This window comes from Bacillus weihaiensis (assembly GCF_001889165.1).
GTDB lineage: Bacteria > Bacillota > Bacilli > Bacillales > Bacillaceae > Metabacillus > Metabacillus weihaiensis.
Genome location: NZ_CP016020.1, coordinates 2208758 through 2225715, shown reverse-complemented (window position 1 = coordinate 2225715; position 16958 = coordinate 2208758). Strand labels below are relative to the sequence as shown.

The 16958-nt window shown below is 33.8% G+C and carries 13 protein-coding genes and 1 pseudogene; all 14 read left to right on the top strand.

Features of this window, described 5'->3' with window-relative positions; all coding sequences use genetic code 11:
• Positions 1-421: 421 nt before the first annotated feature.
• The 14 genes and pseudogenes from hflX to A9C19_RS10705 all read left to right on the top strand — a co-directional run bounded on the left by hflX (position 422) and on the right by A9C19_RS10705 (position 16890).
• Positions 422-1633, top strand: coding sequence for a GTPase HflX (hflX, locus tag A9C19_RS10770; protein ID WP_233499281.1), 1212 nt, complete (start codon positions 422-424; stop codon positions 1631-1633).
• Position 1634: 1 nt separating this feature from the next.
• Positions 1635-2909, top strand: coding sequence for a methionine gamma-lyase family protein (locus A9C19_RS10765; RefSeq protein WP_072579945.1), 1275 nt, complete (start codon positions 1635-1637; stop codon positions 2907-2909).
• Between the two features lie 94 nt (positions 2910-3003).
• Positions 3004-3405 carry a MerR family transcriptional regulator gene (locus tag A9C19_RS10760; protein ID WP_072579944.1) on the top strand — a complete coding sequence of 134 codons (402 nt, stop codon included), beginning with the start codon at positions 3004-3006 and terminating at the stop codon, positions 3403-3405.
• A gap of 57 nt (positions 3406-3462) precedes the next feature.
• Positions 3463-4797, top strand: coding sequence for a type I glutamate--ammonia ligase (gene glnA, locus A9C19_RS10755; RefSeq protein WP_072579943.1), 1335 nt, complete (start codon positions 3463-3465; stop codon positions 4795-4797).
• 387 nt (positions 4798-5184) lie between these two features.
• Positions 5185-6078, top strand: a complete 894-nt coding sequence (locus A9C19_RS10750; RefSeq protein WP_338022822.1) for a carbohydrate ABC transporter permease — start codon at positions 5185-5187, stop codon at positions 6076-6078.
• A 73-nt stretch (positions 6079-6151) separates the two neighbouring features.
• The gene (locus tag A9C19_RS10745) at positions 6152-6940 is read left to right on the top strand and encodes a carbohydrate ABC transporter permease (RefSeq protein ID WP_072581843.1); all 789 of its coding nucleotides are present in this window, start codon (positions 6152-6154) and stop codon (positions 6938-6940) included.
• Positions 6941-6990: 50 nt separating this feature from the next.
• Positions 6991-8322 (top strand): ABC transporter substrate-binding protein, encoded by a 1332-nt coding sequence (locus A9C19_RS10740; protein ID WP_072579942.1) that lies wholly within the window; start codon positions 6991-6993, stop codon positions 8320-8322.
• Between the two features lie 99 nt (positions 8323-8421).
• On the top strand, positions 8422-10233 hold the full coding sequence (locus tag A9C19_RS10735; protein ID WP_083584357.1) for a sensor histidine kinase: 1812 nt from the start codon (positions 8422-8424) through the stop codon (positions 10231-10233).
• 4 nt (positions 10234-10237) lie between these two features.
• Complete coding sequence (locus tag A9C19_RS10730; RefSeq protein ID WP_072579941.1) at positions 10238-11863, top strand: response regulator transcription factor; 1626 nt, start codon at positions 10238-10240, stop codon at positions 11861-11863.
• Between the two features lie 152 nt (positions 11864-12015).
• Positions 12016-12870, top strand: a complete 855-nt coding sequence (locus A9C19_RS10725; RefSeq protein WP_072579940.1) for an AraC family transcriptional regulator — start codon at positions 12016-12018, stop codon at positions 12868-12870.
• A 20-nt stretch (positions 12871-12890) separates the two neighbouring features.
• Positions 12891-13613: pseudogene (locus A9C19_RS22005) on the top strand (sugar phosphate isomerase/epimerase family protein); the annotation flags it as partial.
• 168 nt (positions 13614-13781) lie between these two features.
• The gene (locus A9C19_RS22000; protein ID WP_072581841.1) at positions 13782-14942 is read left to right on the top strand and encodes a Gfo/Idh/MocA family protein; all 1161 of its coding nucleotides are present in this window, start codon (positions 13782-13784) and stop codon (positions 14940-14942) included.
• 78 nt (positions 14943-15020) lie between these two features.
• Positions 15021-16043, top strand: coding sequence for a Gfo/Idh/MocA family protein (locus A9C19_RS10710; RefSeq protein ID WP_072579939.1), 1023 nt, complete (start codon positions 15021-15023; stop codon positions 16041-16043).
• Positions 16030-16890, top strand: a complete 861-nt coding sequence (locus A9C19_RS10705; protein WP_072579938.1) for a sugar phosphate isomerase/epimerase family protein — start codon at positions 16030-16032, stop codon at positions 16888-16890. The genes A9C19_RS10710 and A9C19_RS10705 overlap by 14 nt, the downstream gene beginning before the upstream one ends.
• Positions 16891-16958: the final 68 nt, after the last annotated feature.

Genomic DNA, 16958 nt, shown 5'->3' with positions numbered 1-16958 from the left:
TCGTATTCCGTCTTGATGGTGGCTTTTTGGCAGATCGTATACATACCAGGTTAAAAAATCTACAAGCTGCTTTAGATTTAAAGCTCGAGCTCTTAACTAAGAGATTGTTTTATTATAAATAGGTTCTGTGTTTTAATTTAAAATAAGCATGTATGAAATTGATTCATTCACAATGAATTTCCAAATCGAAGGTAAATATGGCATTATAGTTAAAGGATTTCACGTGAGAAGTAAGTTTAGTTAGGGTATAAGATATATTAACTAAACTATGCCATCTTAAGTCAAAAATAATTAGAGAATTATGTAATAGTTTGTTATGATTAGAGTGCTAAAAATAGCGAAAGGAAAGGTTTGCTCATTGAATAATACACTTGACGTTTTAAAAGAAAAAGTTATATTAGTTGGTTGTCAGCTACAAACGATGCAAGACGACCATTTTGAATATTCTATGGAAGAGTTAAGATCCTTAACAAAAACGGCAAACGGTGAGGTAGCAGTTGTCTTAACACAGAAAAGAGAGAGGCCACATCCTGCAACCTATATTGGAAAAGGTAAGGTTGAAGAGCTCCATACTCTTGTAGAAGAAGTAGAACCAGAGCTTATTATCTTTAATGATGAATTATCTCCAAGTCAATTAAGAAATTTGGCATCGATCTTAGATGTTAGAATCATTGACAGGACACAATTGATTTTAGATATTTTTGCTCAACGCGCAAAATCCAAGGAAGGTAAGTTGCAAGTTGAGTTAGCGCAGCTCCAATATTTATTGCCAAGATTAATGGGGCAAGGGATATCGTTATCAAGACAAGGTGGCGGAATTGGTACAAGGGGACCTGGGGAAACTCAGCTTGAAACAGATCGTCGTCATATACGTAATAGAATTAATGAGATAAAACAACAACTTTCATCGGTCGTTCGTCATCGTCATCGCTATCGTGAAAGAAGGAAAAAAAATCAAGCCTTTCAAATAGCGTTAGTAGGATATACGAATGCAGGTAAGTCCACCATTTTTAACCGTTTAACAACCGCAGGAAGTTTTGAAGAGGATTTACTTTTTGCCACATTAGATCCTATGACTCGCAAAGTAGTTTTGCCATCATCTTATCAAGCGCTGTTAACAGATACCGTTGGATTTATTCAAGATTTACCAACAACATTAGTAGCTGCTTTCCGTTCAACATTAGAAGAAGTAAAAGAAGCGGATTTAATTTTACATATTGTTGATAGTTCAAATGAAGATTATGCAAACCATGAGAAAACAGTATATAAGCTCCTCGAGCAATTAGAAATAACAGATATACCGATTTTAACGGTCTATAATAAGAAAGATCTAACTCCTTCTTCTTTTGTGCCATCTCCAACAGAAGATTATGTAGCTATTTCTGCTTTTTCAGATGAAGATGTGGAAAGATTAATGGTACGAGTCGAACAGCTTGCTAAAGAAGTAATGAATTATTACACGGTACATATTCCGGTAAGTGAAGGAAGATTAATTTCTCAAATGAAAACAGAAACTCTTATTCAATCCTTTAGCTTTAATGAAGAACAGGAAGTGTACAAGGTTGAAGGATATGTATTACCTACACATTCAATTAATGGTCAACTAGATAAGCATAACGGAGAGGGAAAATAACATGGTTGAATATTTAAAGAATGGAGCAAACCTTGCTCCAATCATTTCTAAGGTAGAAGAAAAAATTAAAGACATACATGGTGAAATTGACGATAGAAGCGAAAAAAACCAATTTAAAGTGTTGCAAAGCTATCGTAAATACAGAGTGAGTGATTCTCATTTTATTCCTAGTACAGGATATGGGTATGATGATCATGGAAGAGATACATTGGAACAAATATATGCGGATGTATTTGGTGGGGAAGCAGGTTTAGTTCGACCACAGATTATTTCAGGTACGCATGCGATTTCAATAGCATTGTTTGGTATCTTAAGACCAGGCGATGAGCTTGTTTACATCACTGGAAAGCCGTATGATACATTGGACGAAATTGTTGGAATTAGAGGTAATGGCGTTGGCTCGTTAAAAGAATTTAATATTGATTATCAAACGGTAGATTTGACAGCAGAGGGAACGATAGATTACAAAGCTGTCAAGGCATCCATTACGAAAAAAACAAAAATGGTCGGGATTCAACGTTCAAAAGGATATGCAACAAGACCTTCATTTACAATTACTGAAATACAAGAAATGATTGAATTTGTAAAATCAATAGATGAAAATATTGTTATATTTGTTGATAATTGTTATGGTGAATTTGTAGAAGAATTAGAACCGTGTCATATTGGTGCTGATCTTATGGCTGGCTCTTTAATAAAAAATCCTGGCGGGGGTTTAGCTAAAACCGGTGGATATATTGTAGGGAGAAAAGACTTGGTTGATGCTTGCTCTTACCGTATGACATCACCTGGAATTGGAGCTGAAGCAGGTGCATCTTTATATAGTTTACAGGAAATGTACCAAGGTTTCTTTTTGGCGCCGCACGTGGTTTCACAAGCATTAAAAGGAGCGGTATTCACAAGTGCTTTTCTAGAAGAAATCGGCATGACTACATATCCAAAATGGAATAGTATCAGAACCGACTTAATTCAATCTGTTCAATTTGATCACGCAGATACTATGGTAGCATTTTGTCAGGCTATACAATTTGCGTCTCCAATTAATTCACATGTAACACCTTATCCTAACTATATGCCGGGATATGAGGATGATGTCATCATGGCTGCAGGTACATTCATACAAGGAGCAAGTATAGAATTATCAGCAGACGGACCAATAAGGCCTCCATATGTTGCCTACGTTCAAGGTGGATTAACATATTCACATGTGAAAATTGCCGTTTGCTCAGCAGTAGATTCCTTGATTGAGAAGGGGTTTGTAAAGATAGTACAATAGAAAGGTTTCTGGTGTTAAAAATCCTAACATCATATTGACACATTTCGTAACATTGATATATAATATAACTAGTTAATAAGAAGGAGCGAATAACATGAGTGATAATATTCGACGCTCAATGCCCCTATTTCCAATCGGAATTGTTATGCAGCTCACAGATTTATCTGCAAGACAAATTCGCTATTATGAAGAAAATGAATTGATTTTTCCTGCTCGTACAGAAAGCAATCGACGTCTTTTCTCTTTTAATGATGTTGATAAATTGCTTGAAATTAGAAGTTTAATTGAACAAGGTGTTAATCTAGCAGGAATAAAGCAAATCTTTTCAAGAAAAGAACAATCATCTAAAGAAGAAAAAGAAGCTGAAAAGACTGTTGAGAAGCCAGATTTAAGTGATGCCGAACTAAGAAAACTATTGAAATCTGAGCTAATGCAGGCTGGACGTTTTAATCGTCCAACTTTAAGACATGGAGATATGTCTAGATTTTTCCATTAATTTGTGAGTAATGTTATTTAAATATAAATATCACCTGATTAGGAGAGGAGATTTACAATGGCAAAATATACAAGAGAAGATGTTTTAACCTTAGTAAAAGAGAATAACGTAAAGTACATTCGCCTTCAATTTACTGATATTTTAGGTACTATTAAAAACGTTGAGATCCCAGTTAGTCAGCTAGATAAAGCGTTAGATAACAAAATGATGTTTGATGGATCTTCAATTGAAGGATTTGTTCGTATTGAGGAATCAGATATGTACTTGTATCCAGATCTTGATACTTTTGTGATTTTCCCTTGGACAGCTGAAAAAGGGAAGGTAGCACGTTTTATTTGTGATATATACAATCCAGATGGTACACCTTTTGCTGGTGATCCTCGTAATAATCTACGTCGTCTTTTAGCAGAAATGGAAGAGTTAGGCTTTACTGATTTTAATTTAGGACCTGAGCCAGAATTTTTCTTATTTAAGCTTGACGAAAAAGGTGAACCAACCCTTGAATTAAATGATAATGGTGGTTATTTCGATTTAGCTCCTACTGATTTAGGAGAAAACTGCCGTCGTGATATTGTTTTAGAACTTGAAGAGATGGGCTTTGAAATTGAAGCTTCTCACCATGAAGTTGCGCCTGGTCAGCATGAAATTGATTTTAAATATGCTGGAGCAATCAAAGCGTGTGATGATATCCAAACGTTTAAATTAGTTGTTAAAACAATTGCACGTAAGCATGGATTGCATGCAACATTCATGCCAAAACCATTGTTTGGTGTAAATGGATCTGGAATGCACATGAATCTTTCATTATTCCGTAATGGTGAAAATGCATTTTTAGATACGAACGGAGATTTACAATTAAGTGATACAGCAAGACAATTTATTGCCGGTATCATTAAGCATGCTCCTGCTTTTACAGCTGTTACAAATCCAACAGTTAATTCATACAAACGCTTAGTACCAGGATACGAAGCACCATGTTATGTTGCTTGGTCAGCTCAAAATAGAAGTCCGCTTATTCGTATTCCAGCGTCACGTGGATTAAGTACACGTGTAGAGGTACGAAGTGTAGATCCAGCTGCAAACCCATATTTAGCTATGAGTGTTTTATTAGCAGCAGGTCTTGATGGAATTAAGAATAAATTACCTGTACCTAACCCAATTGACAGAAACATTTATGTAATGTCAAAAGAAGAACGTATTGAAAACGGTATTGTAGACTTACCTGCAACACTTGCTCAAGCTTTAGACCTTTTAAAAGCTGATAGCACAATGAAGCATGCTTTAGGTGAACATTTATTTGAACACTTCATTGAAGCGAAAGAAATTGAGTGGGATATGTTCCGTACACAAGTCCACCCATGGGAAAGAGAACAATACATGTCAATGTATTAATATACTAATAGAAACAACCCTCCATTCTTTTGAGGGTTGTTTTTTATTTAAGCTTGTTTATAGAAGATTAGGATATTTTTTAAGCTAATTACTTAATTTTTTACGAAACCTCTTATTCTTAACGTTAAATCCTCCGTAAATACACAATCCTAAAATTTTTACCTCATGTATCTTTAGGAATAAAGTCAATAGTAATGTGACAATGTAAACATTTATTAGAATATTGGTGAAAAGGTAAAGATATTTTCAAACTAGTAAGAATAGTTTATTGTTTGAAAACAGTTCTGAAAATTATAATAGGTGTATAAGAAATGAAATGAGGTGAGTTTCCTGAAGAATAAAATAGAGCTAAATACTGATTCAACGATCAATACATCTCTGGGGAGAGTGAAGAAGTACCGTTTCAAAGGGTGGAAAGAAACATTTGCAGGGTATATCTTTATAGCACCTATGTTAATCGGGGTAACTTGTTTAACGGTGTTTCCAATCTTGGCTTCTATCTTCTTGAGTTTTACAGATTGGAACTTCATAACAGGGATTAAGGGATTCAACTTTATTGGATTAGATAATTTCAAAAAGTTATTTAGCGATTCGGTATTTTTGAAATCGCTTACAAATAATCTTCTTATATTATTAGTCGTACCAATAGGGTTATTAATCTCGTTATCACTAGCTGTTGTTATTAACAAACATGTTTATTTAAAGGATTTTTTTAAAGTAATATACTTTATGCCCTATATTTCAAGTGTGGTAGCTGTTGCGATTGTTTTCCAGGTCTTATTTCATCCCACAGAGGGTCCAGTCAATCAGTTTTTATTGTCACTAGGAATTGAGGATCCTCCAAAATGGATTGCAGATGTGAATTTTGCCCTCCCATCAGTCATGATTATTTTAATTTGGACCAACATTGGATTTCAATTAATTATTTACTTAGCTGGATTACAGAATATCCCCAAAGAACTTTATGAGGCTGCAGATATCGATGGTGCTAGTGCTTGGTATAAGTTTAGAAAAATTACGATTCCATTAGTCTCACCTACAACCTTCTTATTATTAGTAACAGGGTTAATTGGTTCTTTTAAAGTATTTGATTTAATTGTGGTTCTAACGAATGGTGGTCCGGCGAATTCAACGTCCTTACCCGTCTTTTACTTATATGATCAAGCATTTGTTGAGTTAAGAACAGGATATGCCTCAACTATAGCATTAGTCATCTTTGCTTTGATATTATTAATCACTGTTTTTCAATGGATAGGACAGAAAAAATGGGTGAACTATTAATTGAGAGGAGGGGGTATTTTTGGGACAGATAGTAAAAAGAATAGATGTTACTAAACTACTGGTGACAATTTTAATGGCAGTACTTGGTATTGTATTTCTATCACCGTTTATATGGATGGTTTCCGCATCATTTAAATTGGAACAAGATGTTCTGACTTTTCCAATTGAGTGGATCCCATCAACATGGAATGCAATTGAGAATTATTCAAGGGTTTGGTTTGAGGATAACTCTTTTCTTACCTATTATGGAAACACGTTAAAAGTAACACTATTAACGACAATTACTTCAGTATTTGTGTCTAGCTTAGCAGCCTATGGTTTTGCAAAAATTAAATTTAAAGGTAGAGAAGTAGTTTTTTTACTAGTACTTGCCACATATATGGTTCCACCTCAATCTGTATTAGTGCCGCAATTCTTGCTTTTTAAATGGGTTGGTTTATTCGATTCACATTTCGGATTAATTTTATTAAATAGTTTTAGTGTATTTGGTACTTTTATGCTTAGACAATTCTTCTTAGGCATTAATGATGAAATTATTGAATCAGCAAAAATGGATGGAGCAGGTCATTTCAAAACTTTCTTCCATATAGCCCTTCCGTTAGTACGTCCAGCTATCGCAACATACGCTATTCTACGATTTATCTGGACATGGAATGACTACCAGTATCCATTGATCTTCTTACGTTCTGAGGAACTGTTTACTCTACAACTGGGAATTGCTCAATTTGCTGATGCACATGGAATGATTTATTCCTTGATGATGACAGGAGCTGTATCAGCGATCGTTCCATTACTAATCGTATTTATTATTGGCCAAAAACATGTAATCGAAGGGATCTCGTTAGGGGGTGTTAAAGGGTAAGCGATCTTCTATCATTCTAGTAAAACAAAAGTTATAAGGGGGAGAAAGGTATGAAATTAAAGTGGTTAGCTATTTTCGTTAGTGCATTAATAGTTATGGTTTTAGTTATTGGTTGTTCAAACGATGAAAAGTCGAATGGGAGTGTTTCAGGAACAGAAGAAGGAAAAATCACATTAAACTTTCATCATTGGTACAATGAGGATGCAGGAAACTGGACTAAAGTAATTGAAGCATATGAAAAAGAAAATCCAGGTGTAAAGATAAATTCTCAACCTTTAGTAGAAAATTTAAATCATGATGAGTATCTTAAAAAGTTAGATTTATTGGCTTCTTCTGGTGAGCAATTAGATATATTAATGTTCTCTAATCAAGCAGATTTTGCTAAGCGTGTTGATGCTGGATTAATTGCACCAATAGACTCTTATGTAGAAGAAGAGAGTCTGAATCTAGATGAAGAATATAGGAGTTTACCAGGGAAGATTAATGGCTCTTATTATGCCCTACCAGGAAAGTCTGTTACATCATTAGTTTTATTAAATAAAGATCACCTTGATGCTGCAGGTTTACCAGTTCCTACCGATTGGACTTGGGACGATTATGAGGAGTATGCAAAAAAATTAACCATTACTGAAGGCGATAACAAACGATATGGAACTTATTTTCACACTTGGCCGGATACTTACTTAATCTTAAAATTAATGAACAAAGAAAAAAATACAAACATTATTAACGAGGACGATACATCTAATATGGATGACCCAATGGTGAAAGAGTCCTTGGAATTACGTTACAGAATGGAACAAGTAGAACAAACGGCTGTTCCTTACGCAGAAACCCTCTCTCAAAAACTTAACTATCGTCAACAATTCTTTACACAAGCAGCAAGTATGATACCGTCTGGTAGCTGGATGGTTTCGGAATGGGGAGAATTTATTCCTGAATTTAAGATCGCTTGGGCTCCACTTCCTAAAAATAACAAAGAAGACCAACCTTGGACAATTATTCAGGGAGACGTGGTAAGTGTTGCGCAAAACTCAGAGCATAAGGAAGAAGCTTATAAATTTATTCGCTGGTTTACAACAGAAGGTATTATGCTGCAACAAAAATCACTTCCATCTTGGATAGGTGCTGACTTAAATGAAGTGATTGACCATTTACTTGCTAATACGGCGAAACCTGAAGCGGTTGACAAAGAATCTCTCATTTTCACACTTGAAAACGCAGTTTCTGCAGAACGTGGAATCCCTCAATCATATATTTCAGAAGCATATGATGAATATAATGCAGAGGCAGAGCTTTATTTATTAGGTGAGCAAGATATAGAGACGACAATGAAGAATGCTAAAGAAAAAATCCAAGCTATAATAGATTCGAATAAATAATAAATGAAATCATGAGTAATGGTATAATGAAGAGGGAACTAAGAGGGAACTATTCTTTATGTTCTCTCTTCAATTATCATATTAAAGGGGTAGAATAAATTGAAAAGGATTACACAAAAGCTCGGTCTTCTTTCTTTGAGACAACGTTTAATCGTCTCTGCGCTCTTATGTGTAATCATGCCATCATTAATCACTTATATGGTTTCAACATATGTAACAAAGGATACACTAGAGCAAAGAGCTGTCAAGCAATCACAAGATATTTTACGATTATTAGAACTAAATATCTCTAATTATTTCGAGGACTTACTGTATGTCTCAAACTATATTCAATTTGATGACAAAATGAATGGAATATTAAAAGAAAGCAGGTTGTACAATAAAGAAAATGGTCTATCACCTGCTAAAGTTAATGCCATACAGCATATTAATATTACTAAAAACCTAGAAGGGATTACTAATTTGTTTACTCCTTCTTATATAACAATTTTAATGCAAAATGACTTCTCATATACAAATTATCCTACTTATGAATTTGACCCCATAAACTTTTACAATGAAGAATGGTTTCGAAAAATAAAGAGCCTTGATTCTTATGAAACGTTCTGGCTTGGAACACATCCAACCTATATTCAATCGCAAAAACAAAAAAATCCTTATTTAATCTCCATTGCGAGTGCATTAAAACTATCTGGTAAAACCTATGCCTATACCATTATTAGTATAACGGAAAAGGAAATTAGCAATCTTTTTAAGCAATTTGGTTCTAATAACGAACAAAAACTAATGTTGATTAACTCTGATGGGATGATTCTTTCTAATCAAAACGAAGAGGAAATTATGAAAAAATTCGATTATATAGAATTCATCGGAACTAATCAAGAGAGCTATACTATTATAGAGATACTAAACAAAGACTATTTGTTAGTTAGTCGACCATTATCTTATGCAGATTGGAAACTAGTTAGTTTAGTCCCATATAAAAAAACGGTAGGAAAAATCAATACAATTGCTCAAACAACGATTGTTTTGCAAACCATTTTGCTTTCATTATTTTTATTTATTCTTATTTATTTAATGAATAGATTGACAAAACCAATTGCCACTTTAAGTAACGTGACCAAAGAAGTAGAAAAAGGAAATATTCACATTCGTTCTGGCATCGGAGGAAATGGTGATATAGAGTTACTAGGAGCTTCTTTCGACCAAATGCTTGATAAGATTGAATTCATGATTAAACAAATTAAAATAGAGGAAAATGGGAAGCGAAAAGCAGAACTGGAGATGCTCCAGGCTCAAGTAAATCCACATTTTCTTTTTAATATTTTAAACTCCATTCGTTTGAGAATTACGATGAACGGAGATAAAGAAAGTGCTAAAATCATTCAATCATTGTCAACACTACTTCGCATGACAATTACAAGAAATAATGAGTTTGTGTCATTGCATGAAGAAATAAGTGTGGTTGAACATTACGTAAAGCTAATGATTTTCCGTCAACAGCAGCATATTAAAGTGAACCAAAAAATAGCATCTAATGTATTAATGGTAGATGTGCCAAGGTTTTTCTTACAACCAATTATTGAAAATTCAATTATCCATGGATTTAGCCAAAGGGGTGGAGAAATTACTATTTCTGCATCTTTTGTGGGAGATTACTTGGTTATCCGTGTGATAGATAATGGGAAGGGTATGTCGAAGGAAAGACTGAAACAATTACGTAATCATTTTATAACTGCAAAAAAGGGTGAAAATACGGATAAGGTTGCTTCTTTAACAGGTATTGGGATATCAAATGTCTATCAACGTCTAAAGCTCATTTACGGTGAAGAATTTCATATGGATATCGCAAGTGAAGAATCTGTAGGTTCAGAAACATCATTTTATATTCCAAGAAATAAAGGGGTGTAGATACATGTATGAAGTCATATTAGTAGATGATGACTCAATTGTTATTGAGTTTTTAAGAAAAATGGTTCCGTGGGAAGAGCTTGGATTCAAATTAAATGACTCCTTTCATGATGGATCGTTTGCTCTAGAATATTGTAAGAATAAAATGCCTGATGTCATCATTACGGATATAGGGATGCCTATTTTAGACGGAATAACATTTATTAAGAAAATAAGGGATCTTAATTCGTCGACGCACTCTATTATTCTTTCTTGTCATGGCGAATTTAAATATGCACAACAAGCATTAAAATTGGGAACTTTTGAGTATGTTTTAAAGGAATCGATGGAAATAGAAACGATAGTTAACATATTAAAGCGGTTAAAAAATAGGCTTGATAAGGAAAAAAAGACCAGACTTGAAAGGTATCAATTAAAATCTTTATTACAAAACAATATCGTTTCTCTTAAAAGCAAGTTCCTTCACACATACATGGAACAACAGCTTACTGATAAGTGGGAATGGGAACAAAGAGGCAGAGAATTAGGAATAGATTTATCTTATCAACAATACGTACCAGTCATTTGCTATATAGATCAAGTTGAAGATACGATACATGAATACGGTACTCTTAATTTGCTACAGTTTAGTATTGATAATCTAGTAAGTGAAATAATTTCTCAAAAGGGCAATAATTTTAGCGTTTTTTATAATGATTATATCTTTTTTATCTTCTATCCGCTATCGGAAAATGATAGAAAGGATATTTACGATTCATTATTAAATATAAAAAAAGGTATACAAAAATATTTAAGTTGTAGTATAACATCTATTATTGGAGATCCTTCCCAAAATACAACACACCTTATAGAATCGTTAAAAATATTAGTGAAAAAATCAGATCAAAGGTTTTACTATAAGTCTGGTTCCATAGCTCCAAATGAACAATTTCAATATTCAACTTATAATCTCTATACATTTTATGCAGAAGCAGTTCAAGAGTTTAAAGCTGGAATTATAAAAGAAGATGTTGAAGTACTAGAGGTAACAATTAGAAAATGGATATCGTTTATTCATAAAAATAAATTTCAGCCAAGTATAGTACGGGAATGGATAATGAAGCTTATCTTGGATATAAAATTAAAATTCAATACGTTAGAGAATTTTGAAACTACGTATTCAGCGTCTATGACAGATAAAATCATCCATAATATTGAAAGCGTTTACGAATTAGAGGAAGCTCTCATTATAATAGTAAAAAAACTAGTGGAAAATATGAATACTATCAATGAGATGCCTAAGAAAAATGAAATACTGAAAGCAAAAAAATATGTAATGATGAACTTAGATAAAAAAATTACCCTCGGTGAGGTCGCGGCACACCTTCACTTAAATCCAAGTTATTTTAGTCGCTTATATAAACAACATACAAATGAAAACTTTATAGATTTTGTCATAAAAACCAAAATGGAAAGAGCTCACGAGTTAATAGAACAATCAAATGTAACAATTGATAGAATCTCTGAAATGTTAGGCTTTGAAAACAAAAGTTACTTTTTTAAAACATTTAAAAAATACTATGGAACCACACCAAGAGAATATAAGTATCAATTAGCTGATCCATTAACGAACAATAAAAATGTATTGTAAAGATGATTTGTCTTTGTTTTATTTTCCTTAAAGAATGGTTTTACAAAAGCACTACCAGATAATTTTAAATGATTATTAGACAGTTTGAGGTAATGTGTTTTTTATTTTCATCACATAAAATGATAGTAGCTTCATTGGAAGGAATGGTTTTAATGAATGAAACGTTAGTTGTGGATTATCGAATGATAGGACATTACTCTGTTGACTTTCATTCACATCAGGAATATGAAATTTACATTTTCCATAAGGGATCCTGCAGATATTTAATTCATAATAATATTTACGATTTAGAACCAGGAGATATTATTGTCATGAATGGAATGACACTTCATAAACCAAATGTGGACCCGAAAAGTGAATATATTCGAAGTGTTGTTCACTTCTCCCCACATTGGATAAAAAGTGTATTAATGGAAATGAATAGTATGTATCTGTTAGAACCTTTCCAAAAACTTCACTATTGTTTAATTCGGTCAAGTGATCAAAAACAATTAAAAAAACTAGAGGATCTACTTATCCAACTTGCTGAAGTGAAAAGAACGGTTGACTCATATGATAAGTATGAAATAACGGAATTGAAAGTGTTGCTCCTGCATGTATTAATTGTTGTTCATCGGCTTTGTCAAGTGAACTCTATGAAATTGATGAACAAAAAGGGAGATAAAGCAGTACATGCTGAGAATATTGCAGAATATGTTCAATCAAATTATATGAAGAAGTTAACGTTGCAGTCAATTGCAAACGACCTTAATTTGAGTAAATCGTATGTAGCACATGTATTTAAAGAAATGACAGGATTTACAGTAATGGAATATGTAATGGGATGCAGGTTAACACAGGTGAAATATTTACTTGAAATGGAGCCAGGTAAAAAACTAAAAGATATTGCTTATGAAACAGGATTTGAAAGCATTTCACATTTCAGTCGTTATTTCCGTGAAAAAGTGGGTGTAACTGCGAAAAATTACCGTTCTCATAGGACGAAAAATAAGGTGGAAAGTAATTAAATGGAAGGAGCATAACACATATGAATCAAAAAATGATCATTTCTGGATTCTCAGATGAGATTTCTTCTGATTTTGGTACTCAGCTTGAAGTTGTTTCAAAGCTAGGAATGAAGTATATCTCAATAAGAGGAGTTGACGGGAAAAACATTGGAGACTTTACAGTAGAAGAAGTAAAGAAAAATGTTATACCATGCTTAGAAAAGTATGGTATAAGCGTTTCTTCAATTGGTTCCCCAATTGGTAAAGTGTTTATTAATGATGAAGAAGGATTTGCAAACCAAAAGATCATGTTAGATACACTTTGTCAGATTAGTAATCTACTAAATTGTCGATATATTCGCATCTTCAGCTTTTATATTCCAAAGGAAGAAAATGCGGATCAATATAAAAATGAAGTAATCAGCAAGTTAAAGGAATATACAGCCATTGCAGAAAAGTATGATGTCATCCTTCTTCATGAGAATGAGAAGGACATTTACGGTGATATTGGTCGTCGCTGTAAAGAAATTCTAAATGAAGTCGGCTCTACACACTTTAAGGCAATTTTTGATTTTGCAAACTTTGTTCAGTGTGGTGAGGACACACAAGAATGCTATAACTTACTAAAAGACGATATCGTATACATTCATATTAAGGATGCTGTTACAACTGATAGTCAAAATGTTCTTTGCGGTACTGGTGATGGGAAAATTGCTGCCATTTTATCACAAGCTATTCATAGTGGTTATCAAGGGTTTCTAACACTGGAACCTCATTTAGTTCTTTTTGACTCATTAAAAGATTTAGAACTTGAAGAAGCTACCGATGTGATTAAAGAAACACAAGGATTAGATGGTGCTGGTGGCTATAAGCTTCAATATGAGGCTCTACTAGAGGTATTAGAAAAAATTGAGAGTGAAGGAGAGAAGAATATGAAAAAAGTAAGATTAGGTATTATTGGGATTGGCATTCAAGGTACAAGTTACGCTGACTTTATTAAAGAAGGCAGAGTAAAAGGAATGGAAATTGGTGCTATTTGTGATATCGATCCTACGAAAAAAGAAATTGTTTCAGAAAAGTATCCGGATGTTCCCTTTTATGAAAACTATATAGAGCTTCTTGAAAGCGGGAATGTGGATGCTATTATTACAACTGTTCCTCACTATTTACATCCAGAAATCGGAATTGCGGCATTAAAAAGAAATATCCATGCATTAGTTGAAAAGCCTGCTGGTGTTTATACACAGCAAGTAAAAGAATTAAATGATTTTGCTGCAACCAAACCAGAATTAACGTTCGGAATTATGTTCAATCAACGAACAAATCCACTTTATCAAAAAGTAAAAGAGATAATTGAAAATGGTGAAATTGGGGAAATCCGCCGTACAAACTGGATGATTACTACGTGGTGGAGACCTCAAGGTTATTATGATTTAAGTGAATGGAGAGCAACTTGGGGTGGAGAAGGCGGTGGTGTCCTTGTAAACCAAGCCCCACACCAATTAGATTTACTGCAATGGATTTGTGGTATGCCTAAAAAAGTCTACTCAAATGTGAAATATGGCTACCAAAGAAAGATTGCAGTGGAAGATGAAGTAACAGCCATGCTTGATTATGGAAATGGAGCTACTGGTGTATTCATCACATGCACACATGACGTTGTTGGGACAGACCGTTTTGAAATTTTAGGAGACAAAGGAAAAATTGTTGTTGATGACAGTAAAAAAGTAACGATTAAAAGACTCACTCAGCCTGAATCTGAAATGAGCGCAACGATTCCATGGGGAGACGTTTCTAAAATCTTCAAAGGTGAAGGAATTTCGAAAATCTACTCTGAAGAAGTAGTAGAGTTTGAAAGTGTATGGGGTGCTCAACATATCGAAGTACTAGAGAATTTTGCTGAAAACATTCTTGAAGGAACACCTCTATTAGCACCTGGTAGTGATGGGATCAATGGTGTTAGATTAGCAAATGCCATTCACCTATCAAGTTGGTTAGGGAAAGAAATTGAAGTTCCGTTTGATGAAGATTTATTCCTAGATGAATTGAATAAAAGAGTAACAGAAGAAAAAACGAGCTTAATTAAACATTAATTATAGTGTCATGAACCTATTCGAGAGAACTAGCCTTAAGTCGAGCAGTAAAGGTTAGTTTTAAAAGGAGATTAACTTATGCTAAAAGTAGCAGTTGTAGGCCTTGGGGATATCTCAAAGATTCATATTCCTGCTATTCAAAAAAACCCTTATGTTGAATTGGTTGCAGTTTGTGATATAGATGAGTCATTAGCTGAAACTGTACCAGGTGTTCAGTTTTATACAGATTACCATGTCATGCTTGACCACGAACCTTTGGATTGTGTTCATATCTGCTTGCCGCATAATCTCCACCTTCCTGCCACAAAAGCATGTGTTGAAAAGGGTGTTCACGTTTTACAAGAAAAGCCTTTGGCATTAACTACAGAAGAAGGTTTAGAATTAGTAAAGCTTGAAAAACAGAATCCGAATGTAAAAATTTGCATTTGTCATCAAAATCGCTATAACGAGACGTTCGAAATGTTGAAAAAGATCGTCCAAAGTGGAGCATATGGAAAGATTGTTGGCATCAAAGGGCTAGTTACTTGGTTTAGACCTAAGTCGTATTACGATGTAAAGCCTTGGCGTGGGAGAATGAAGTACGCTGGTGGTGGGGTTATGATTAACCAATCCATTCATACATTAGATTTAATACAGCTGCTAGGTGGAGAGATAGAATCAATTAAGGGTTCCATTACCCAACTATTAGATTATGGTATTGAAGTCGAGGATACCGCAGTAGCAAATATTACATTTAAAAATGGTGCAACAGGGTTGTTTTTTGCGACAAATTCTAATGCAGAAAACTCTAGTGTTGAATTACAAGTCACCTTTGAAAAAGGTAAATTCATCATTAAAGATAGTATTCTTACAAAAGTCGATGAAGATGGTAAAAAAGAAGATATCATTGAAGATGCAAAATTACCAGGTACCAAATTTTATTATGGTGCTAGTCATCTCAAGATCATTGATACTTTCTATTCTTGTATTCGAAACAACACACAAGATTACGTTCATGTAGAAGATGCATTGACCTCAATAGAAATCATTGATGCCATTCGTCAATCATCCGAATTAAATAAATCAATTGTGATGGAGGGGAACCAATATGCAAAAAGGTAAATTTGGTGTACAAATGATGATGCTAAAAGGTAAGGTTGAAGAGCTAGGTGCCTATGAAACAATGAAAAAAATAAAAGATCTTGGCTACCAATGTGTAGAGGTATCACAAATTCCAATGACACCGGAAAATGTGGCTGAATTAAAAAGAGCTAGTGAAGATTTCAACATCGAAATTGCGGCATGTTCAGCAGCATTAGAGCCAAATATGCCAGGTATGCCCGGAGAAACGTTAGCAACTGATTTTGAAAAAATCGTAAATGATTGTAAAACATTAAATTGTAACTTCTTACGTATTGGAATGCTTCCATTACACTTAATGGGCAACAAAGATAAAATAATGGAATTTATTCAAAAAGCAGAAGCAATGGCTGAGAAATTAGCTGAGCATAATATTGAATTATATTACCATAACCACCATATCGAATTTGAACAATACGATGGAGAAACACTTTTAGATATCATGAAAAATCATACATCTAAAATAGGATTTGAATTAGATGTTCACTGGATACATAGAGGTGGAGAAAATCCCGTAGATGTGATCAATCGATTTAAAAACCGTACTTCCTTAATACATTTAAAAGATTACCGGATAGGTCACCTTGATGTGAAGGAAGAGGATTTAAAAGATCGAGGTGAATTTTGGACTAAATTCACAAATGTGATTGAATTTGCAGAAGTAGGTCAAGGTAGCTTGGATTTTAAGGAAATTATCGAAGCTGGTTTAAAAAGTGGATCGAAATACTTTTTAATAGAGCAGGATGATACGTATGGTCGTGATCCATTCGAGTCTTTAAAAATTTCTGCAGACTATTTGTGTGATCTTGGTTATTCAGATTGGTTTTAACTAAACAAGTTTAATAGAAAATTAACTTTGAATCTACAATATATATAAGAAAAAGCTTGCAATTTGCA

Bases quoted from the DNA above. Each gene is read 5' to 3' on its own strand.
- hflX (WP_233499281.1), top strand. From the start codon at position 422: ATGCAAGACGACCATTTTGAATATTCTATGGAAGAGTTAAGATCCTTA.
- A9C19_RS10765 (WP_072579945.1), top strand. From the start codon at position 1,635: ATGGTTGAATATTTAAAGAATGGAGCAAACCTTGCTCCAATCATTTCT.
- A9C19_RS10760 (WP_072579944.1), top strand. From the start codon at position 3,004: ATGAGTGATAATATTCGACGCTCAATGCCCCTATTTCCAATCGGAATT.
- glnA (WP_072579943.1), top strand. From the start codon at position 3,463: ATGGCAAAATATACAAGAGAAGATGTTTTAACCTTAGTAAAAGAGAAT.
- A9C19_RS10745 (WP_072581843.1), top strand. From the start codon at position 6,152: ATGGCAGTACTTGGTATTGTATTTCTATCACCGTTTATATGGATGGTT.
- A9C19_RS10740 (WP_072579942.1), top strand. From the start codon at position 6,991: ATGAAATTAAAGTGGTTAGCTATTTTCGTTAGTGCATTAATAGTTATG.
- A9C19_RS10730 (WP_072579941.1), top strand. From the start codon at position 10,238: ATGTATGAAGTCATATTAGTAGATGATGACTCAATTGTTATTGAGTTT.
- A9C19_RS10725 (WP_072579940.1), top strand. From the start codon at position 12,016: ATGAATGAAACGTTAGTTGTGGATTATCGAATGATAGGACATTACTCT.
- A9C19_RS22000 (WP_072581841.1), top strand. From the start codon at position 13,782: ATGAAAAAAGTAAGATTAGGTATTATTGGGATTGGCATTCAAGGTACA.
- A9C19_RS10710 (WP_072579939.1), top strand. From the start codon at position 15,021: ATGCTAAAAGTAGCAGTTGTAGGCCTTGGGGATATCTCAAAGATTCAT.
- A9C19_RS10705 (WP_072579938.1), top strand. From the start codon at position 16,030: ATGCAAAAAGGTAAATTTGGTGTACAAATGATGATGCTAAAAGGTAAG.